This window comes from Micromonospora sp. NPDC023956, assembly GCF_040639195.1.
Taxonomy (GTDB): Bacteria; Actinomycetota; Actinomycetes; order Mycobacteriales; family Micromonosporaceae; genus Micromonospora.
The window spans coordinates 20,086-40,970 of sequence record NZ_JBEZZN010000015.1 but is presented as its reverse complement, the minus strand read 5'-3'; the positions used below and the strand labels follow the sequence as shown (position 1 = coordinate 40,970).

The 20,885-nt window shown below is 74.2% G+C and carries 16 protein-coding genes; 9 read left to right on the top strand and 7 right to left on the bottom strand.

Going from position 1 to position 20,885, the window contains the following annotated elements:
• Positions 1-70: 70 nt before the first annotated feature.
• Positions 71-1,357: a D-alanyl-D-alanine carboxypeptidase gene (locus AB0F58_RS24470; protein ID WP_357147221.1), complete on the top strand. Its 1,287-nt coding sequence runs from the start codon at positions 71-73 to the stop codon at positions 1,355-1,357.
• Between the two features lie 94 nt (positions 1,358-1,451).
• Here the strand turns inward: AB0F58_RS24470 and AB0F58_RS24465 are convergent, their stop codons facing one another.
• The gene (locus tag AB0F58_RS24465) at positions 1,452-1,751 is read right to left on the bottom strand and encodes a BON domain-containing protein (protein ID WP_357147218.1); all 300 of its coding nucleotides are present in this window, start codon (positions 1,749-1,751) and stop codon (positions 1,452-1,454) included.
• A gap of 61 nt (positions 1,752-1,812) precedes the next feature.
• Positions 1,813-2,427: an STAS domain-containing protein gene (locus tag AB0F58_RS24460; protein WP_357147215.1), complete on the bottom strand. Its 615-nt coding sequence runs from the start codon at positions 2,425-2,427 to the stop codon at positions 1,813-1,815.
• 326 nt (positions 2,428-2,753) lie between these two features.
• On the opposite strand from AB0F58_RS24460, the gene AB0F58_RS24455 reads away from it, so the two are divergent.
• From AB0F58_RS24455 to AB0F58_RS24440, 4 genes are all read left to right on the top strand, one after another.
• Positions 2,754-3,740 carry a thiamine pyrophosphate-dependent dehydrogenase E1 component subunit alpha gene (locus tag AB0F58_RS24455; RefSeq protein WP_357147213.1) on the top strand — a complete coding sequence of 329 codons (987 nt, stop codon included), beginning with the start codon at positions 2,754-2,756 and terminating at the stop codon, positions 3,738-3,740.
• Positions 3,737-4,729 carry a transketolase C-terminal domain-containing protein gene (locus AB0F58_RS24450; protein ID WP_357147210.1) on the top strand — a complete coding sequence of 331 codons (993 nt, stop codon included), beginning with the start codon at positions 3,737-3,739 and terminating at the stop codon, positions 4,727-4,729. Before AB0F58_RS24455 ends, AB0F58_RS24450 begins: the two co-directional genes overlap by 4 nt.
• Positions 4,730-4,782: 53 nt before the next feature.
• Entirely contained in the window at positions 4,783-6,072 is a 1,290-nt protein-coding gene (locus tag AB0F58_RS24445; protein WP_357147208.1) for an aminotransferase class III-fold pyridoxal phosphate-dependent enzyme, read from the top strand.
• A 141-nt stretch (positions 6,073-6,213) separates the two neighbouring features.
• Positions 6,214-6,744 (top strand): hypothetical protein, encoded by a 531-nt coding sequence (locus tag AB0F58_RS24440; RefSeq protein WP_357147205.1) that lies wholly within the window; start codon positions 6,214-6,216, stop codon positions 6,742-6,744.
• Here AB0F58_RS24440 and AB0F58_RS24435 read toward each other — a convergent pair whose 3' ends face one another.
• The 5 genes from AB0F58_RS24435 to AB0F58_RS24415 all read right to left on the bottom strand — a co-directional run bounded on the left by AB0F58_RS24435 (position 6,745) and on the right by AB0F58_RS24415 (position 12,845).
• A complete protein-coding gene (locus tag AB0F58_RS24435) occupies positions 6,745-8,127 on the bottom strand; it encodes an MFS transporter (RefSeq protein WP_357147202.1) in 1,383 nt (460 codons plus the stop codon).
• The gene (locus AB0F58_RS24430; RefSeq protein WP_357147199.1) at positions 8,124-9,323 is read right to left on the bottom strand and encodes a cytochrome P450; all 1,200 of its coding nucleotides are present in this window, start codon (positions 9,321-9,323) and stop codon (positions 8,124-8,126) included. Before AB0F58_RS24430 ends, AB0F58_RS24435 begins: the two co-directional genes overlap by 4 nt.
• A gap of 43 nt (positions 9,324-9,366) precedes the next feature.
• Positions 9,367-9,942, bottom strand: coding sequence for a DUF5825 family protein (locus AB0F58_RS24425; protein ID WP_357147196.1), 576 nt, complete (start codon positions 9,940-9,942; stop codon positions 9,367-9,369).
• A 2-nt stretch (positions 9,943-9,944) separates the two neighbouring features.
• Entirely contained in the window at positions 9,945-11,789 is a 1,845-nt protein-coding gene (locus AB0F58_RS24420) for a RiPP maturation radical SAM C-methyltransferase (protein ID WP_357147193.1), read from the bottom strand.
• Positions 11,790-12,086: 297 nt separating this feature from the next.
• Positions 12,087-12,845: a ferritin-like domain-containing protein gene (locus AB0F58_RS24415; RefSeq protein ID WP_357147190.1), complete on the bottom strand. Its 759-nt coding sequence runs from the start codon at positions 12,843-12,845 to the stop codon at positions 12,087-12,089.
• Between the two features lie 507 nt (positions 12,846-13,352).
• Here AB0F58_RS24415 and AB0F58_RS24410 point away from each other — a divergent pair.
• The 4 genes from AB0F58_RS24410 to AB0F58_RS24395 all read left to right on the top strand — a co-directional run bounded on the left by AB0F58_RS24410 (position 13,353) and on the right by AB0F58_RS24395 (position 20,883).
• Positions 13,353-16,256, top strand: a complete 2,904-nt coding sequence (locus AB0F58_RS24410; RefSeq protein ID WP_357147187.1) for an AAA family ATPase — start codon at positions 13,353-13,355, stop codon at positions 16,254-16,256.
• A 509-nt stretch (positions 16,257-16,765) separates the two neighbouring features.
• Positions 16,766-17,140 (top strand): ectoine synthase, encoded by a 375-nt coding sequence (locus AB0F58_RS24405; RefSeq protein WP_357147184.1) that lies wholly within the window; start codon positions 16,766-16,768, stop codon positions 17,138-17,140.
• 314 nt (positions 17,141-17,454) lie between these two features.
• The gene (locus AB0F58_RS24400; RefSeq protein ID WP_357147182.1) at positions 17,455-18,642 is read left to right on the top strand and encodes a ParB N-terminal domain-containing protein; all 1,188 of its coding nucleotides are present in this window, start codon (positions 17,455-17,457) and stop codon (positions 18,640-18,642) included.
• A gap of 234 nt (positions 18,643-18,876) precedes the next feature.
• A complete protein-coding gene (locus AB0F58_RS24395; protein WP_357147179.1) occupies positions 18,877-20,883 on the top strand; it encodes a SidA/IucD/PvdA family monooxygenase in 2,007 nt (668 codons plus the stop codon).
• Positions 20,884-20,885 lie beyond the last annotated feature (2 nt).

Here is a 20,885-nt window from a genome sequence, read left to right as displayed (position 1 = left end):
GGCGACCGGCGCGCGGTCGGCCGGCGAGTAACCGCCCTCGGGCACCGATGGGTGGTTAACCTGCTACGTCATGACCGGATCAGCGCGGCGGGGCGCGGCGGCCGTCGTCGGGGCCCTCGTCCTCGGCGTCGCCGCGCCGACGCCGGTACCCGCCGCCGGATCGGCTCCCGTGCCGGCCGTCACCGGACGGCCGGTCGGGGTCGGCAGCCCGCTGCCACCCGCCGCCGGGCCGCCCTGCCCGCGGCAGCCCGCCCCGGCGGTCTCCCGCCCGCCCCGCCCGGCACCGCCGCCGGTCGCCCCGGCCGAGCGGGCCGTCGGCGGGGCGGCGCTGGCCACTCCCGGGCTGGTCGTACCGCCCGGGGCGGCGCCGCCACCGGCGCTGACCGCAACCTCCTGGCTGGTCGCCGACCTGGACACCGGGGCGGTGCTGGGCGGGTGCGGCCCGCACGAGCCGGCCACCCCGGCGAGCGTGCAGAAGCTGCTGCTGGCGGCGACGCTGCTGCCCGCCCTCGACCCGCAGCAGGTGGTCACGGTGACCCGCGCCGACCTCGACATCGAGCCGGGCAGTTCCGCCGTCGGGCTGGTCGAGGGGGGCCGTTATCCGGTGGAGCTGCTCTGGCTCGGGCTGCTGCTCCAGTCCGGCAACGACGCCGCGAACGTGCTCGCCCGGCTCGGTGGCGGCGGGCAGGGCGCGGCCGGCGGGGTGCGCGCGATGAACGAGCGGGCCCACCGGCTCGGGGCGTACCAGACACACGCGGTGACCCCGTCCGGCCTGGACGGCCCCGGCCAGTTCACCAGCGCGTACGACCTGGCGCTGATCGCCCGGGTCTGCTTCGCCGACCCCACGTTCCGGCGCTACGCGCTCACCCCACGGGCCCTGGTGCCGGCCCAGGGACGGCTGGCGCGGGGCTTCGAGATCCAGAACGAGAACCCGCTCGTCGCCCGGTACCCCGGGGCGCTCGGCGGCAAGACCGGCTTCACCGACCTGGCCCGGCACACCTACGTCGGGGCGGCCGAGCGGGACGGTCGACGGCTCGTGGTGACGCTGCTCGGGGCCGAGCCCCGGCCGCTGCGGGGCTGGCAGCAGGGGGCCGCGCTGCTCGACTGGGGGTTCTCGCTGCCCCGGGACGGCACGGTCGGCCGGCTGGTCGACCCGGGCGAGCCGGTGCCCGGCGCCACGCCGACCGGCAGTCCGCCCACCGCCCCGGCCGTCGTCGCGGTCCCCGACGCGGGCGCGTCCCGGGGATCCCGGTGGCCGGAGCTGGCGGGTGCCGGCGTGCTGCTGCTCGGGGCGCTCCTGGCCGTCGTGCTGCTGCGCCGCCGACGCCGGGGTGCCGGGACGTCCTTCGGGGGGTGACCCCGGCCCGGCCGCGGGCGGGCGTGACCCACCACCCCGTCCGGTCCGGTCACCGCGGACGCGAGCCGCCCATCCGGCCGCCCCGGCGGCACGGTCAGCGTCGCGGTCGGTGCCGGTTGGCGAGCCGGAGGGCGTTGCAGACGTCGGCCACACCGGCCGCGCCCCAGGCGAGTTCCCCGGCGGTGAACCGGACGTCCGGGGTCTCCACGGTGCCGGCGAGGATGACCACCCGGTTCTGCACCTCGACGGTGATCCGCTGGCGGCGGGTGAGCCGGTTGCCGAGGAGCCGTCGTGTCACCGCGACGGCGAGGCGGGTGTCGTCGTCGGTCGGCGGCGTCGGGAACGGCTCGAAGGGGTGGGCGTTCTCGTCGGGCAACGGCCAGGGCAGGACCATGGGACGACTCCTTGCGGGCGGGTGCGGTGGGGAGGGGCGGGGGCGCTGCCGGCGGACGGGGTCAGGGGTGCCCGCCCGGCACCGCCGCCCGCCCCGTGGGGGTGGTGGTCCGGTGGCCGGCCAGGTGGGCCACTGCCTCGTCCCGGCTGGCGAAGGTCGGGATGACGGCGTCCAGCCGCATGGTCCGCAGGACGGTGCGGACGAACGCCGACGGGGCGGCGAGGCAGAGCGTGGCGCCCCGTTCGCGGGCCTCCCGTTGCGCCCGGACCAGCAGGCCCAGGCCGGTGGAGTCGAGGAGGTGCACCCTGCCCAGGTCCACCACCACGTCGCCGCCCATGTCGGCGGCGTGGTGCAGGGCGGCGCGGAGGGTGTCGCCGGTGTCCAGGTCGACGTCACCGACGGAGGTGACGACGGTGACGTCCTCGACGTGGTCGATGCCCAGGACGCCGCCGGGACCGTGGGCGTCGCACCCGGTCCGCTCCTCGGCCCCGGGCAGCAGGCTGCAGTGCGGACAGCGGTGCGGCCCGGAGGCGAACGGCGAGCCGCTCCAGCCGAGGTCGGTCACCAGCGTCCAGACGACTTCGGCGTCGGGCAGCACGCAGGCCAGCCCGGTGGTGGATTCGCCACAGGTGTCGCAGGTCAGGGTCATCAGCCGCTCTTCGGACACCACGGTCATCGGGTCGTTCCCTCCTGGCGGGTCGAGGCGCGGGCACCGCCGCGCACCCCGGGTCGGAACGGGAGTCGCCGGCCGTCGCGGGTGACGGTCCCGGTCGTCCGGCGCCACGCCGGTGGTGCCGCCGCGTCCCACCCTGCCGCCGGGGATTGGCGGCCACCGCGCGGATCGATGACAGTTCCGTGACGATCGGACCCCGCCGCTCCCGGCCGGACGACGATCTCTATTGACATGCGTCACTGTCATGGCAGGATTGCAGATCCACGCCGAGAAGGCTCCACCACCCGGGGAAACCCGACGGTCCGGCGAAGGCGGGAACGGTTGTGCAGGTGACAGCGGCGTACCGGACGATGATCCGGATCCGGATCCTCGAGGAGAGGATCATCGAGTCCGCCAACCGGGACGAGATCGTCGGCTTCGTGCATCCGTACACCGGGCAGGAGGCGGTCGCGGTCGGTGTCCTCGCGGCTCGCCGCCCGGACGAGTGGGTGGTCAGCTTCTACCGCTGCCACGGGCACGCGGTCGCCGCCGGCCTCCCGCTGGACGGGATCGTCCGGGAGATCCTCGGCCGCTCCGGTGGCCTCTGCGGGGGCAAGGGCGGCTCGATGCACCTGGCCGACCGGACCCGCCACTTCCTCGGCGCCAGCTCGATCGTCGGCAGCCAGCTCGCCATCGCCGCCGGGGTGGCGATGGCGGAGAAGTCCGCCGCCGCCGGCCGGGCCACCGTGGTCTTCTGCGGTGACGGCGCGCTCGGCACCGGCGTCAGCTTCGAGACCCTCTCCATCGCGGCCACCCTCGGCCTGCCCCTCGTGCTGGTCTGCGAGGACAACGGCTGGCAGGACCAGACCCGCAGCGACCTCGTCCGGCACCGGAGTCCGACGGAGCTGGTGGCCGGACTCGGCATCGACCACCTCGAGGTCGACGGCAACGACGTCGAGGCGGTCCACCGCGCCGCCGGGAGCCTGCTGGACCGGTGCCGGCGTGAGCGCCGTCCCCAGGTGCTGGTGGCCCGCACCTACCTGCGGCACTACCACGCCCAGGTCGGCGCGGCCCGGCCCGCCGAGTACCGGCCGGCCGACGAGGTCGCCTACTGGCGGGCCCGCGATCCGCTCGACATCGCCGCCGCCCGCGCCGACCTGACCGACGCCTGGCGGGACCGGTGCCGCGAGGAGACGGTGCGGGAGGTCGACGAAACCTTCGCCGCCGCCCTCGCCGCCCCACCACCGGACCCGGCCACGGCCGCCAAGCAGGTCACCACCGGACCGGTGGCGGCGGCCGGGCAGGTCACCACCGGACCGGTGGCGGTGGCCCGGTGACCCGGCGGCATCCGGTGGGTGCGGCCGTGCGGGCGGCGCTGACCGAACAACCCGACCTGCACATGTTCTGCACCTACCAGCAACCCGACCTGATCGAGCTGTTCGGGGCCGACCGGATGGTCCGGCTGCCGATCGCGGAGAACGCGATGGTCGGCATGGCCGTCGGGATGGCGCTGGTCGGGCGGCGCGTGCTGGTCAGCATCGCCCGGGTGGCCTTCCTGTTCACCGCGTTCGACCCACTGGTCAACCAGGCAACCAAGTGGCGGTACATGTCCGACGGGCAGTTCTCCGTACCGCTGGTGATCCGGGGACTCACCCGGGGCGACGAGCACCTGGGCGCCCAGCACGAGCACAGCGCCCACTCGATGCTCAGCCAGATCCCCGGCCTGGTCGTCGCCGTTCCCAGCTCGCCCAACACGGCGGCCGGGCTGCTCAGCACCGCGCTGCGGCACCCCGATCCGGTCGTGGTGCTCGAGTCACCCCGCCTGTACACGCCGGACTGGGCGGACCTGCCCGAACCGGAGGACACCCCGGCGGCCCTGCCGTTCGGCGTGGCCGGTCGGGCGCTGGCCGGACGGGACCTGACCCTGGTGGGCATCGGCAACACGGTCGCGCTCTGTCTGCGCGCCGCCCGTCGGCTCGCCGACCACGGACTGCGCTGCCAGGTGGTCGACCTGCGTACCGCCGCGCCGCTGGACCGGGACGGCACGGCCGGGCTGGTGGCCGGGGCGGGTCCGGTGGTGCTGGTGGACGAGGAACCGCGCACCTCGTCCCTGCTGTGCGATCTCGGCCTGCACCTGGTCCAGGTGGGTGCGGTCGAACCGGACCGGCTGGCCGTCGTCGCCGGCGCGGCGGTGCCCGCACCCGCCAGCCCCGTGCTGCTGGCGCCCCTGCTGCCCACGGTGGACGACGTGGTCGGGGCGGCCCTCGCCCTCACCCGCCGGCGGTACGCGGGCACCGGTGGACCGTCCGCCGCCGGCGCGCACTGACCGACGTCGACCGCACGGCGGCCCACCGGGGCGGCACAACTGGGAGGAATCAGATGACGTCGGAATTTCCCGCGGACTACGCGGTGTGGCACGGCCTGTCGCCGATGACGGACTTCTTCCGGGACGCGGACCCGGGACTGTTCCTGGTCTCCGGCGCCGGCAACCACGTCACCGACGCGGCCGGACGCCGCTACCTCGACGCCCGGTCGTCCATGTGGAACCTGACCCTGGGCCACTCCTGCGAGCCGGTGAAGGAGGCGATGCGGCGGCAGCTGGACACGCTCCCCTCGGGCACCGTGATGCGGTACGAGCACCCACCCGTGGTGGCCGTCGAGTACGCCGCCCGTCTCGCCGCGCTGATGCCGGCGCCGCTGCGGCACGTCCGGTTCGGCAACACCGGCAGCCAGATGACCGAGTCGGCGGCGATGCTCTCCCGCTTCCACCGTCGGATGACCGGGCAGCCGGACCGGCGGTACGTCGTCGCCGTCCACAACGGCTACCACGGCACCGGTCCGCTGGCCACCGCGTTGACCGGCGAGCCGATCCTGCACGACTGGTCGGCCCCGCTGGACGGGTACGTCCGGCACGTCACGGGGCCGGCGCTGCCGGAGATCCTGGCGCTCGTCGAGGAGATCGGCGTGGACCGGGTCACCGCGGTCATCGTGGAGCCGGTGCTCGGCAGCGACATCGGGGCCGTCTCGCTGCCCTTCCTGGCGTCGCTGATCACCGAGTGCCGGGCCCGGGACGTCCACGTCGTCGTGGACGAGGTGACCACCGGGGCCGGGCGCACCGGGACCATGACGGTGAGCGAACGGCTCCCGGTCGCCCCGGACATGGTCGTGCTCGGCAAGGGGCTGAGCGCCGGCTACTTTCCGCTGGCCGCGCTCGTGGTGGGCACGCCGATCTTCGACGCGCTCGCCGACCCGCCGCTGCGGCTCGGCTTCCCGAACGGCTCCACCACCGACGGGCACCCGATCGGGATGGCCGCCGGCCTCGCCGTGCTGGACGTGCTCACCGCCGAGGGGTTCCTGGCGGGGGTACGGGAGACCGGTCGGCACCTCGTCGAGCTGATCACCGGATCGCTGGCCGGTGAACCGGGGATCGGCCCGGTGGTGGGCGAGGGGATGATGCTGGGGTTGGGGCTGGCCCACGACGACGGCACGCCCTGGTCGGTCGCGGAGGTCAACCGGTTCCGGCTGACCTGCCGCGACCACGGGCTGTTGACCAGCTACGCACCGGGTTTCCTGCCGTTGATGCCACCGCTGACCCTGTCCCGCGCCGAGTGCGGGGAACTGGTCGACCGGCTCCGGGCCGCGCTGCGCGCCCACCAGGGCGAGCGCTGAGCGGGCGACTCCCGGTCCCTCCGCCCGTTCCTCGCCGGGCTGTGTCGCCCCGGTTACCGGGAGACGTTCGCGGCCCTGCTGACCAGGTCAGGCGGTGGGTGTGGCACGGTGGGGACCCACTCCGAGCCGAACGAGGTCCGAATGCAGTTTGCGCGCGACCACGCGATGACCGCGCTGATCTTCGGTGCCTTCGCGTCGTCCTGGTTCGGTTGGGCGCAGGAGAGGCCGCCGAGGGCCCTGGTGCGTCCGTTGATCGCCGGGGCGGTGTTGAGCCTCGCGGTCGCCGTCACCGGCGGGGTGCTCGCGGTCCTGCACTGGTCGACCGGGTCGGCGTTGAGCGAACCGGGGGCCATGAAGCGGTACGGGGTGATCGTCGGGATCGAGTTCGGCGTCGCCGCGTTCGGCGTGCTGGCGTTGGCGCTCCGGAAGCAGGCCCACCTCTTCCCGACGTGGGTCTGCCTCGTGGTCGGGGTGCACTTCTGGCCGATGGCCCCGGTCCTGCGGAGTCCGGCGCTGCGGGTGCTCGCGGTGGTGATGGTCGTGGTGGCGCTGGCCGCGTGGCTGGTCGCCCGCCGGTGGAAGCTGCCGCTGAGCGCGACGACGGGGGTGGGTGCCGGCGTGACCCTGCTGATCGCCGCTGCCCTGGCCCTGCTGGGCGCGGCCACGAGCTGATCAGCGGGGCGCCTCCCCGGTCACCGGTCCGGACCAGGGTGCCCGCGCGTCGGTGTCGACGGCGGCGGCCGGGTCGTTCCGGTGCCGCTCCCGGCGGATCGTCCCGGTGACGGTGGCCGTGCCGGCGAGGGCGACCAGGGCGAAGCCGGTGAGGGTCCCCGGCAGCCCCCAGACGTCGGCGGCGACGCCACCGACGAGCGCCCCCACCGGAACGGCCAGGATGGACACCGTCCGGCTGAACGCGATGACCCGGCCGAGCCGTTCGGCCGGCACCAGCCGTTGCTGGAGGGTGGCCGACGCCACCGACCAGACCGTCGCGCAGTACCCGAAGATCAGTTCGTAGATCACGAAGAGCAGCAGCGGGGCGGCGAGTGACGCGGCCGGGATGAGCAGCAGCGAGCCCGCCGCGACCGGGGCGAACAGGGCGATCGAGCGGTCCAGCCCGAACCGGCCGAGCACCCGTCGGGCGGTGGCCACGGCGGCGAGCGCCGCCGCGCTGTTCACCCCCCACAGGGCCCCGACCTGGAACGGGCTCAGCCCCAGGGTGCGGTAGGCGTAGAGGGTGTAGAGGGCGCCGAGCCCGGCCCCGCCGACGTTCAGCGCGGCGGTGGCGAGGGCCAGCCGGCCCAGCAGCGGGATCTCCCGGAAGGTGCCCAGGCCCTCCCGCAGGGCGGTGCGCAGGTCGGCCGCGGAGCGGCGGAGCGCGACCCGCCGGGGCACCGGCGTGGTGACCGCCGGTTCTGCGGGGGCACTGCGGTCGGCCCCGCGCAGCCGGCTGAACACGACCGCCGAGGCGAGGTAGCTCACCGTGTCGACGGCGATGGCGAGGGCGGCGCCGAGGGCCTGCACGAGCAGTCCACCGACGGCCGGTCCGGCGATCTGGCCGGCGGCGCGGGCCCCGGCGAGGGAGGCGTTCGCGCCTACCAGCCGGTCGGCGGGCACCAGCCGGGGCAGCACCGCGTTGATCGAGATGTCGGTGACCCCGGACAGGATCCCGGAGCACGCGGCGACCACCACCAGGTACGGCAGGGAGAGCACGTCGAGCAGGTACATCGCCGGCACCGACGCCACCACGAGCGCGTGCAGCAGGTCGTTGGCGACCAGCAGGCGGCGGGGTGAGCGCACGCTGTCGATGAGGACGCCGACCAGCGGCGCGGTGAGCCCCCGGGCGCCGTACTCCAGAGCGAAGATCAACGCCGCCGCGACCGGCCCGGCGTCGAGCAGCAGGATGGCCAGGGTGGGCAGCGCCAGCGCGGTGACGTGGGTGCCGGTGAGGCTGATGAGCTGCGCGAGCACCAGCGGTCGCAGGGCCGACCCGCCGGGGGAGGGGGTCGTCGGGCCGGGACGCAACGGACCTCCCGAGGCGGCGGCGGACCCGGTCACCAGGTGACCGGCAACTCGCGGGGCCCGCGCAGGATGGTGCCGGTCTTCCAGCCCACGCTACCGGCCGGCACCGCCAACCGGAGGCCCGGCACCCGTTCCCGGAGCGCGACCAGCGCCTCGTGCAGCTCCATCGTGGCCAGTCGGGCACCCAGGCAGCGGTGCGGCCCCCAGCCGAAGGCCAGGTGCGGTTCCGGATCCCGGTCCGGCCGGAACGTGTCGGCGTCCGGGAACGCCTCCCCGTCGCGGTTCGCCGAGATGGTGGAGACGAAGACCGCCTCACCCGCGCGCACGGTCACCCCGTCGAACTCCACGTCCTCGAGGGCCACCCGGGCCAGCCCGGTGCCGCCGTTGAGCGGGACGAACCGCAGCAGCTCCTCGACCGTGCCGGCCATCCGGTCCGGACCGGTGTCGAGGCCCGACCAGAGTCCGGGCCGGGTCAGCAGCAGGTACGTCGAACTGGCGATGTGGCTGGCGGTGGTCTCGAACCCGGCGGCCAGCAGGGTCACCCCGAAGGAGAGCAGCTCCTCCTCGGTCAGGCGGCTGCCCTCGTCCCGGGCCTGGACCAGGGCGCTGAGCAGGTCGTCGGTGGGCTGCCCACGGCGCTGGCGGATCAGGTCCCGCAGGTACGCCTCCAGCGCGTCGACCACCACGCGGAACTCCTCAGCGGTGATCCTGCGCAGCGCGACGAGGGACTCGGTCCACCGGCGGAACTCGTCCCGGTCGGCCAACGGCACGCCCAGCGTCCGGCAGATCACGGTCATCGGCAGCGGCAGCGCGAGGGCCCGGGTCAGGTCCGTCGGCGGCCCCTGCCGGAGCATGTCGTCGAGGAGCCCGTGGGCCACCGCCCGCACGTACGGTCGCAGCCCTTCGATGCGTCGTTCGGTGAACGCCACCGCCACCAGCCGGCGCAGCCGTCCGTGTTCCGGCCGGTCGACGTCCATGATGGTGCTGACGAAGGGCGGGTCCGGGGTCTGCCGGGGCACGTCCGGCTCCATCGCCGCGGCCCGGCTGAACCGGGGGTCGGTCAGCACCCTGCGGACGTCGCGGTAGCGGGTGGCCAACCACGCCTCGCCCTCGTACGGCAGCCGGACCCGGGTCAGCGTGCCGGTACGCCGCGCCTCGGCCAGCCGGGGATCGAGGCGCAGCTCCGCGTAGCCGAGGAACGGGTAGTCGGGGACCTGGTCCGTGGCACGCACCACGCTGCTCCTTCCCGGTGGACGACGGGTACGCGGCCGGCGCTCAGACGGCCAGGTACGGCACCGGCCAGTGCCGCAGGCGGTAGGGCAGGACCAGCAGGCGCTGGTCGACCCGGAGCAGCAGCCCGGCCTCGGCGACCGTGTCGACCAGGTCCCGGGCCTGCGGGGCCAGGTCGTCCACGGTGCGCGCCTCGGCCATGGCGAGGAAGTGCTCGGCGCCCTCGTCGATGGTCAGCCGGGCGTCCTCGCTCTCCGGCCGGACGTCCTTGATCGCCACGAAGCCGGGGCCGCGCCGGTAGAAGAAGCTGCCGTACCGGTAGCCGGCGGTCCAGGCGGCGGCGTGGGCGGCGGAGTCCGCGTCCACCCCGCCCGAGGGGGCCACCAGGTGCACGTGGGTGTGCAGCGGGAAGCACGGCCGCCCGGCGAGCCGCCACCGCAGCCGTACCGCGTGGCTGGTGACCTCACGCAGGTAGCGCAGCAGGTCCAGGTCCTCGGCCGGGGACCGCCCGAAGTGGAACACGGTGTCCGCGTCGACGGTGCGGTAGGTGAGCTCCGGGGTGACCGGCGGGAGGTTCCGGGGCGCGTCGGCTCCGGTGGCGGGCAGGTCGGAGGTCAACATGGTCACCCAACCTTGATCGGTATGGCGCTGGTGGCGAGGCCGATCCAGTGCCCGTTCTCGACGAAGACCAGCCCCCGGTCGGCGAACCCGGCGAGGATCTCGCGCACGTCCTCCTCGGCGACGGTGAAGCCCCCGGCGGAGACCTCGCGGTGCAGGGCGGCCAGCGACCGGCCCGGCTCCGTCGCCCGGTACACCGCCCGGTGCAGGGGGTCGGTGATCCGGTGGTCGGTGACCGGCCACCCGACCCGACGGTCCTCGAAGACGGTCGCGTCCGGCTCGTCGATCCGCAGGAGGGTGCTGTCCGGGTATCCGGCGATCCACGCGGAGAGCAGGTCGCCCAGTTCCTTCGCCTCGGTGTCGGAGATGCCGACCGGGTCGGTGTCGAAGAGGTAGACCATGTCGTGCAGGTCCTCCTCGGGCAGGTCGTACACGTGCCGGTAGGCCCGGGCCGTGTGGCGGTGCGGGAAGCCCAGCGCCGGATTCTCGAAGTACGGGCTGAAGCGCTCCAGCAGGATCCGGGACGCCCCGGCCGGCGGTTGCAGGTGCATCAGCGCCGGGAGCTGCCGCAGCACCGGGGCGTAGTCCTCGGCGCGTTCCTCCGGGAAGCCGTAGAGCCAGTTCCAGGTGACGGTGAGGCCGGCGGACTCGCAGTCGCGCAGGGTCCGCACGTTGCGCGTCCCGGCCACGCCCTTGTCCATGATCTTGAGTACCGGCGACACCAGACTCTCGATGCCGGGCTGGACGTGACTGACCCGGGCGGCCCGGAAGATGTCGATCTCGGCGGGCTTCAGGTTCGACTTGACCTCGTAGTGCAGGCGCAGGTCCCAGTCCAGCTCGGCGAGCCGGGGCAGCACCGTGGTGAAGAAGGTGTTGGCGATGATGTTGTCGACCATGATCACGTCGAGGGTGCGGTGCCGGCCGGTCAGCTCGCCGATCTCCCGGATCACCGCGTCCGGGTTCTTCGCCCGGAAGGTCATCAGCGTGCCGTTCAGGCCGCAGAAGGTGCAGTGGTGCTTCTCGCCCCACCAGCAGCCCCGCGCGGTCTCCAACACGAGCTTCGGCTCGACGTGCACGTTGACCGGGGACGCCTCCAGCCGGGCGAACCAGTCGTCGAAGTCGGGGACCGGCACCTGCGGCATCGGCAGCGGCGACGACTGCGGGTTCTGGTGCGCCACCCCGGTGTCGTCCCGCCAGCAGAGCCCGGGGACGGTGCGCAGGGTCTCCGGGGTGGCCCCGTCGGCCAGCACGCGCAGCAGGGCCGGGAACGACTTCTCTCCCTCGCCCCGGAGCACGAGGTCGACGAAGGGGTAGTTGCGGTGCAGGGCGACGCCCATCGGCCCGTCGCAGTTGCCGCCGCCGAAGACGATCGTGACGCCCGGGTCGCGGGCCTTGATCCGTCGGGCCACCGCCAGGCTCGGGACGTTCTGCATGAAGGTGGTGCTGAAGCCGACGATCCGGGGTCCGCGCGCCAGCACCTCGTCGGTCACCAGCTCGACGAAGTCCGCGGCGTGCGTGCGCATCCGGGTGACCGGCCCGATGTCCAGACCACCTTCCCCCGCGTACACCTGCAACGTCTCCACGCCGAAGTCGGGGTCGTCGTGCAGGACGCCGGTGAAGACCCAGTCGCCCAACCCGTCGAAGAGGCCCTCCTCGGCGACCGCCGTGTACTCCCGGGGGCCCAGCTCGTCGTCGGTGCGGGCCATCAGGAACTCCGCCCACCGCAGGTTCGCGTGGTACGTGTCCGGGGTGGGCAGGCCGGCCCGGGTCACCGCGGCGCGGAGCAGGCCGAGCGGCAGTGAGGGTGACTCCAGCGACTGCCACGGCATCGCGACGAGGCAAACGGACACGTCATCGTCCCCTTTCTCACACCGGTTGCGGGTGGGCCCGGGTGGGCCGGCTTCCACCCGGGCCCCCTGCGTCACTTCTGCGACTCGGTCTGGGGCCGGTTCAGCGGCACCAGGTACTTGCAGACGCCGTGGGTCGGCGCCTTCACCTTGACGACAGTGATCTTCATCGGAATCACCTCCCTTCCTCGGACTCCGCCCGCTACCTGACTGCCGGCGCGACGTGCCGGGTCTGGATGGAGTGCTTGACGACGCCGTGGGTCGACGCCTTCACCTTGACGACGGTGATCTTCATCGGGATCACCTCCCTCCTTCGATCTCGATGGGGATTCCGGCGGCGGCGAGCCGGGCCCGGTGCCGCCGGAGGAACCAGGCCCGCACCCCGGCGGGCTCCCGGCCGGTGTGGGTGGCCAGCGCGTCGGCGACCTCCTCCAGACCGGTGAGGCCGATGCCGACGTCGTGCCACTCGCGGGCGTGTTCGGCCCAGACCTCCCGACCCCGTGGGGTGCGGGTCTCCCGGGCCAGGAAGTTGAGGCCGATGGCGATGTGCCGGATCTCGTCCCGGCGCACGTGGTGGTACAGCCGGCCGAGCGGGTCGCCCGCGAAGACCTCGCCGAGGAGGATGAACTCGTCGGCGGCCAGCCCCTCCAGCAGGGTGTGCACCAGGGCCCGCCCCAGGTAGGGCAGGGCGGCCAGCCCGTCGTCGAGGGGTTGCAGGACCTCGCGGCAGGGCTCCGGTTCCCCGCCGACCGCCTTCGCGTACCGGTAGAAGGCATCGGCGTGCCGGGCCTCGTCGGCGGTGGCGAGGGCGAGGCTGAAGCGCAGCGGGGCGTCGTCGGTCTCCGCCGCGAGGGTGGCCGCGGCGACCAGTCCCGCCTGCTCGGCGTAGTAGCCCCGGGACGCCACCCGCCACGCGCGTTCGGCGCGCGCCGGGTCGTCACTGAACCGCCCCTCCCGCAGCACGTCCTCGACGCGCCAGGGATCCCGGTCCCGACTGACCTGGAAGATCCGGTAGGCCACCTCGTCGGCGTCGAGGTCGTCCGGTCGCAACAGGCTCATGTCCGCCTCCGCGTGGCACCGGTCCGGCGGGCCGGTCCGTCGTGGTCACCGTCCGTCCGCCGGTCCGGTGCGGCGGTAGGGTACGGGCGGACCGGGACCCGGGGCCGCCGATCGGGTGGGTTTCCGGTCACCGAGGTCCGCCCCCTTGGGTCGATCGAGCCGGTCCGGATCGTGGGGACCGGTGGGCGGTCGCTACGTCCTGCCCGTGAGCTTCATCGCTGTTCGGGGGCGGTGGCAGGGCAGCCGGTCACCCATATTCCGACCCCTTCCGCCGCGCCCGTGCGGCCGGGGCGGGCGGTGTGGTGCCGGAATCGGTCGGTGGGCCGCCGGAGTCGCTGGTGGCCGGCGTCGCGGCGGGCGCCGGCCGGTTCGTCCCCGGCAGGGACAATCTGGGTGGTCACCACCCACCGCCGGTACACGGGCGCCCCCGGCATCCGGTCCGCGCCGGACGGGTTGCCCGTCGGTAGCCGTGGACCCACCCCCCGCAAGATTGATATGTTTCTATCCATGTCGGTGGGGGTGACACGACTCGTGGGCCGCACCGACGAGCTGCGCACCCTGGCCCGGATCCTGACCGCCACCCGCGACGGGGACGGTCAAGCGGTGTTCCTGGTCGGCGGACCGGGCATCGGCAAGTCCCGGCTGGCCGCCGTGGCCCGTGACCTCGCGTCCGCCGTCGGGACGCGGGTGCTGCACGGCCGCTGCGGCGTGGTCGGTCCGGCGATGCCGCTGCGACCGCTGCGCGAGGCGCTGATCTCGGTGACCGGTGCCCTGGAACCCGACGACCTCGCCGCGCTCGGGCCGTACCGGTCGGCGCTGGCCCGGCTGGTGCCGGACTGGGCCGTCGTCGAACCGCCCCGGACGCAACCCGCCGACCACGACCTGCTGGCCCTCGCCGAGGGGGTACTGCGCCTCACCGGGCTGGCCGGCCGTGACCGGGGCTGCCTGCTCGTCCTGGAGGACCTGCACGACGCCGACGGCGGGACGCTGGCCGTGCTCGACTACCTCGTCGACAACGTCAACCGGCAGCCGACCACCCTGCTCGGTACGCTCCGCGCCGAGGCGGGACCGGCGCTGGACCTGGTCCGCGCCGCAGCCCGGCGGGGCGCCTGCCGCCTCGTCACCCTCGGCCCACTCGACCCGGACGACCTGCGCCGGCTCGCCGGCGCCCGGCTGGACACCCATCCCGACGAGCTGCCGCAGCCCGCGATCGACCTGCTCTGGGCGGGCAGCGGAGGCAATCCGGGGGTCGCCGAGGACGCCCTCGGCGAACTGGTCGACGCCGGTGTGCTGCGGCCGACTCCTACCGGATGGCGGGTCGGGCGCGCCCGCGTCGACGCCCTGGTGGCGCTGCCCTGCCTGACCCGCCCGGTCGACCGCCTCGATCCGCGCCGGCGGGAGGCGCTGTTGCTGGCGGCGACCCTCGGCCCGGTCTTCCCGCTGGCCGTGCTGGCCCAGGCCAGCGGTCGACCCGAACGGGAGCTGTACGGCGACCTGGGTGACGCGACGGTCGCCCGGTTCGTCCGACCGGACGGCCCGGAGCCGGACCGCTACCGCTTCGTCCACCCGCTGGTCGGCACGGCGCTGCTCGCCCGCCTGGACCTGGCCGAGCGGCGTCGGCTGGCCCGGCGGGCCGCCGACGCGGTGACGGCCGTCCACCCGGGACTACCCGGTCCACACGGCCGGGCAGCCGCCGACCTGTGGCTCCGGGCCGGCGACCCGGCCGCCGCCGGCCGCCTCCTCGCCGAGGCGGGGCGACGCGCTGTCGACCGGGGCGCCGCCGAGGAGGCCGTGGAACTGCTCGACCGGGCCAGCGGCCTGCTCGTCGACGCGGACGTCGCCGACCGCGCGGCCGTACTGGAGTCCCTGATCCGGGCGCAGACCGAGGCCGGGGCGGTCGACCACGCGCTCGGGCACGCCGCCGCGCTCGACGACCTCGCCGACCGGCTCGACCCGCGCCACCGGAGCAGCCTGCACACCGAGCTGGCCTGGACGGCGACCGGTGCCGGCCGGACCGGTGACGCGCTGCGTCACGTCGACCTCGCCCGCGCACTGCTCGGCCCCGACGCCACCGAGTCGGAGACCGCCCCGCTCGACGTCGTCGCCGCCCATCTGACGGCCCGCAGCGGCGGACCGGACGGGGCCGCCCGCGCCGAGGCCGCCGCCCGGCGGGTCGAGAGGGTCGCCCGTGCCGCCGGTCTGCCGGCCGTCGCCTGGCGGGCCGGCCTCCTCCTCGGCGAGCTGACCCGCTCCCGGGACCCGGCCGAGGCCACCGACCACCTGCACCGAGCCTGGTCGGTGGCGGTCCGCCAGCACGTCCCGGTCTGGGAGGTCCACTCCCTGGTCCGGCTCGGCGACGACGACGCCCTGCGCACCGGGGACCTGGACCGGCTGGAGCGGGCGCACCGAACGGCGGCCCGCATGGGCGCGCTGCACGCCCGCCACGAGGCGGAGACGCGGCTCGCCCTGCACGCCGTCCTCCAGGGGCGGTTCACCGCCGCCGACCTGCTCACCGAGCGGATGCTCGCCGCCGCCACCCGGCACCGGCTGCCGCGCCTCGCCCGACACGCCCTGCTCCTGCGCGCCACGGCCGCCGCGCACCAGGGGCGGCACCGGGCGATGACCGACGCGCTCGTGGGGTTCCGCCGGCACGGCGGCGACGCCGACCGGTACGCCTCCTGGACGCACGGGCTGACCCGGCTCTTCGCCGCCCTGCTGCGGGAGGACCGGGCCCGGGCCTGGCACGAGTCCCGCCGGGCGGCTCGGGCCGACCGGGACCACCCCACGGTCTGCCCGATCGCCGGCCGGCACGGCCTGGACCTGCTGGTGCGGGCGCTGACCGAGGTCGACGACCCGTCCGCCCCGCCGGCCGCGGACCTGCCCGGCCGGCTCCGCTGGAACCAGCAGTTCCGGCTGCTCGCCGAGGCGGTGCGCCTCGGCCGCGCGGGCCGCGCGGCCGAGGCGACGGACGCGGTTCGGGAGGCGGTGCGGGTCGCCGCGCCGTACCCGGTGGCCCGGCACCTCGGCCTCCGCCTGGTCGCCGAGGCCGCACTGACCGACGGGTGGGGCGAACCGGTCGAGTGGCTGCGGACCGCCGAGGACCACTTCCACCGCACCGACGTGCCGGCCGTCGCCGCCGCCTGCCGGAGCCTGCTGCGCCGGGCCGGCTCCCGCCCGTTGCAGCGCCGGGCCGGCGTCGAGGAGATCCCCGGCGTGCTGCGGGCCGCCGGCGTGACACCCCGGGAGTACGAGGTGCTCCTCCTGCTCGCCGGTCGGCTCAGCAACCGGGAGATCGCCGACCGGCTGCACCTGTCCGCCCGCACCGTGGAGAAGCACGTGGCGAGCCTGATCGCCAAGACCGGCCAGCCGGACCGGATCGCGGCGGGGCGTCTCGTCCCGGACGACCGCTGACCCGGCGGGCGGTGCCCGGACGCCCACTGACCCGGCGGGCGGTGCCCGGACGACCATCCCGGGGCCGCTCGGGAACGGGTCCGTCGGACAGCTGCCCGGGACGCTGGCCAACCGGCCAGTAGACCACGTGCCGGAAGGTCCGGCAACGGCTGACGACCCCGTGTACGACGTGATCAATTGTCGGGTCCGACCGGGGCGGTTATCGTGACGCCGCCGGTTGCCGGATGCCGGATGCGGACCCGGCGTGACCGGCGGTCGACGACCCGTTCGTTCCGGGCGTCGGTCGAAGAACGGGTCGGGTCCGGGGCGACCACGGTCACCGCGTCGGCGTGCCCTCCGCCGCCCGTCGTCGTCGCGCACCCCGTCCACCCGCGTCGTCGGCACCCACGACGACCACCGGCAGGGGTGTGGGTGTGCTGACGCCGGCCATCCGGGCGGTCGCGCCACCAACCCGGCGTCGACCTGGCCCACCCGACGAAATCTCCGACATCCGAAAGCGGGGCTCTGGGATGATCTTCAGGACTCTCGACACCGTGAAAGCCGTGGAGTGGGGTAACGGCGTGAGCCGGCGCTTCCTGCTGGCCGACGACGGTCTCGGCTACACGGTCACCGACACCATCGTCCGAGCCGGGACGAAGTCCCTGCTGGAGTACCGCAACCACCTCGAAGCCTGCTACTGCATCGAGGGTTCGGGCGAGGTCATCGACATGCGCGGCCGGTCCTACCCGTTGGCGCCGGGCACCCTGTACGCCCTCGACCAGCACGACTCACACTTCCTGGTGGCGGGGCCGGAGGCGGATCTGCGGCTGGTGTGCGTGTTCTCGCCGGCGCTGCTCGGTGACGAGGCGCACCGACTGGACGGGGCGGGCTCGTCGCACTACTGACCCGGTGCTGGTCGATCCGTCAGGGACGGTGGGGGTGTGCCGGGACGCGAGGGCTCCGGCACGCCCCCACCGGCCGGTCGTCCACACCAGATGCCCGCGCCGTGTGAGATGTCGGTATTCGCGCTGGACGAGCCGAGGTGGCGAAGATCGATCTGTTGGTCGGCCGGGCTGTTGGTTACCCTGCCCTTGCGATTCGTGATCGTAACGGGGAGGCGATCTGACGTGTGCGCGGTGAGAAACGGCGTGTCAGCCGGCCCGTAGCGGCGACGGCGCACGGCCCGGCGCCGGTGGCGCGTCCGTCCAGCGGCACGCGGATGTACGCGGTGCCGGTCCGGCGGAGCACCGTCGGCGCGGGCGACACGTCACGCGGATTCGACATCCACACCAGAACCCGACCCGGATCGCGCTCGCGCGGTAACGCCGAGAAGGTAAGACGGTGCGTGTCCGCCCTGCGGTCCGCACCCACGGGGGAAGGATTCACCATGCGCTACATCGATCCGGGCATCGTCCCTCCACACCGCCGTCCAATGGCGGACCGAATAGCGGTGGACCGGGTGCCCGTTGCTGCCCTGCTAAGGGCGGACTCGCCGCGACTGGCCGGCGAGAACGAGGAACACGCCCGAATGCTAGCCGAATCAGGGGCGGCACTTCCACCAATTGTCGTGCACCGCCCCACCATGCGGGTCATTGACGGCATGCACCGTTTGCGGGCGGCGGTCCTGCGCGGTGACGCGGAAATTTCCGTGCTGTTCTTCGACGGCGACCAGGAAGAGGCGTTCATCGTCGCCGTCGAAACCAACGTCGCCCACGGGCTGCCGCTGTCGCTGGCCGACCGGACCGCCGCCGCGGTGCGCATCCTGGCCAGCCGGCCGGACTGGTCGGACCGGAGGATCGCCGCGGTGACCGGTCTCGGCGCCACCACGGTGGCCGCCGTCCGGCAGCGTTCGACCGACCGGTCCGGGCGGTCGAACACGGCGGTCCGGATCGGCCGGGACGGCCGGGTACGTCCGCTCAGTGCCGCAGCGGGCCGCCTGCTGGCCAGCAGACTGCTGGAGGAGCGGCCGGACGCCCCGATCCGGGAGATCGCCGCTGCCGCCGGGGTGTCCCCGTCCACCGCCCTGGACGTGCGCAACCGGCTGCGGGACGGCGCGGATCCGGTGCCCGCGCGCCAGCGGTCGACCGACCGGGTGGACCGGACGACCCGACCGGCCCGCTCGGCGCGGCGCAACGACGCCGAGTACACCTCGGTGCTGACCACGATGGACTCGCCCGGAATGCTGCAGAGCCTGCGCCGGGACCCGTCGCTGCGGTTCACCGACGGCGGTCGTGCCCTGCTCCGCTGGCTCGACAGCTACACCGCCGGCCTCCAGCACTGGCGTAACCACGCCGGCAACGTGCCCGCGCACTGTGCCCAGGCGATCGCCGAGCTGGCCCGCCGTAACGGCAACGCCTGGTACGAGCTGGCGGAAAGCCTGGAGGCTCGGACGAACATCGGGGCCTGACCGGACGGAACGGGACGGTGCCGCGCCGATCCGGCCGGTGCCGTCCCGTTCTCGTCGGTCGTCCACCGTTCGCGTGTTCGTGCGGTCACGGCTCGGGCTGGCTCGATTCGATCGACCACGTTAATCTCCGACGGAACTCGCCGACCGCCGCTCACGCCCTATTCGGGGAATCGTGGGCGCAGCTGGACAACCCGCCTACACAAAGGGTGGGCCATGACTGTCACGGGAGTCCGTGTGCGCAATGATGAAACCGCCGTCAACGGTATTCCGGTCGAACGTGAAGAATCCGTCGTCGACGTTCTCGGGGTCGGCTTCGGCCCGTCCAACCTGGGGCTCGCCGTCTGTGCCAGAGAACAGTTTCCCGGCCTGACGTGCCACTTTCTCGAACGGCACTCCACCGTGCGCTGGCACCCCGGCATGATGCTCGACGGCGCGCGGATGCAGATCTCGTTCCTCAAGGATCTGGTGTCCCTCCGGGACCCGGCCAGCCGCTACACGTTCCTCCAGTACACCAGGGCCCGGGGCCGCCTGGAGCACTTCGTCAACCTCAACGAGTTCCGACCCACCCGGCTGGAGTACGACGACTACCTGAAGTGGGTGGCCGAGGACTTCACCGACCAGGTCAGCTACGGCGTCGCGGTCACCCGCGTGACGCCCGTCGCGCCGACCGGCACCGGCCGGATGTCGCTCCTGCGGGTGACGGGGGAGGACCTCGCCACCGGCCGTCGGACCTCGCTTCTGGCCCGCAACGTCGTGTACGCCCCGGGCGGCCTGCCCCGGCTGCCGACCGGATCGCTCGCCGCCGGTCCCCGGGTCGTCCACTCCAGCGCGTTCCTCGACCGCTTCCCCGCGCTCTTCCCCGACCGCGACCGGCCCCACGAGTTCCTCGTCGCGGGGGCCGGCCAGAGCGCGGGCGAGATCGCCGAGTACCTGCTGACCCGGTACCCGGCCGCGCGGGTCCACATGGCCATCCCCGGCTACGCGCTGCGGCCCACCGACAACAGCCCCTTCGGCAACGAGCAGTTCAGTCGGGCCGAGATGGACCGCTTCCACCGGCTCGGCGCGCCGCACCGGGAACTGCTCGTCCGGGAACGGCGCGATGCCAACTACGGCGTCGTCCGCGAGGACCTGATCGACCGGCTGTACGGCCTCGCGTACCTCGACGCGGTGCGCGGGCGGCAGCGGCTCGTCATGCACCGGTTCGCCCGGCTCGCCGCGGTGCGCCCGGACGGCGACGACACCGCGTCGCCGCTGGTCGCGACCCTCACCGACCGGCTCGGCGGGCCGGACGGAACCGTCCGCTGCGACGGCGTGGTGCTGGCCACGGGGTACGAGCGGAGCCTCGACCCGGACATCTTCGCCGACCTGCTGCCGCACCTCGTCCGCGACGACGCGGGCGCACCGGTGGTGACCCGGGAACACCGGGTGCGCACCGGCCCGGAGGTCACCGGCGGCCTGTACGTGCAGGGGGTCGCCGAGTCCGCGTTCGGCCTCGGCGACACCCTGTTGTCGTACATCCCGTTCCGGGCCGGGGAGATCCTCGACGACGTCCGGGCGCGGGTCCCCCGGACCGCGTACCCGCCCGGTCACTACCTGGAGCACGACCGGGAGAAGCTGTTCGCGCTGATCGAGCGGTTCCGGTTCGCCGCACTCGTCTCGGTGCTGCCTGACGGCGAACCGGTGGTCACCCAGGTCCCGCTGATCCTGGACCGCACCCGTGGCGCGCACGGGGTCCTCTTCGGACACCTGGACCGGGCCAACCCGCACGCCGACCTGATCGACGGTCGGCGGATGCTCGCGCTGTTCCAGGGCCCCAACTCGTACATCTCGCCGAAGCTCTTCCCGAACGACCCGCTGCCCACCTGGAACTCGATGAGCGTGCAGGTGCGCGGCGCGGTCCGCCCGGTGCGGGACCGGACGACGCTCGTCCGGGGGCTCTGTGACATCGCCGACCGCTCCGAACCGGAGAGTCTGCTGGCCCCGGGCGACCCGCGGATCGACCGGTTGGTCCGGCACATCATCGGCTTCGAGATCGAGATCGACGAGTTGGTGGGCCGGTTCAAGCTCTCCCAGGACCGCGCCGAGCCGGACCGGTTGCGCGCCGCCCGGGAACTGGCCCGCCGCACGGAGGCCGGCGAACGCGGCTTCATCCAGTACGTCGTCGGCCTCGACCTGACCCGCGACGACGGGTCCTGGCCGCTGGCCGCCGAACCCGTCCGACCGCTCGCCCCCAGGAGTTGACC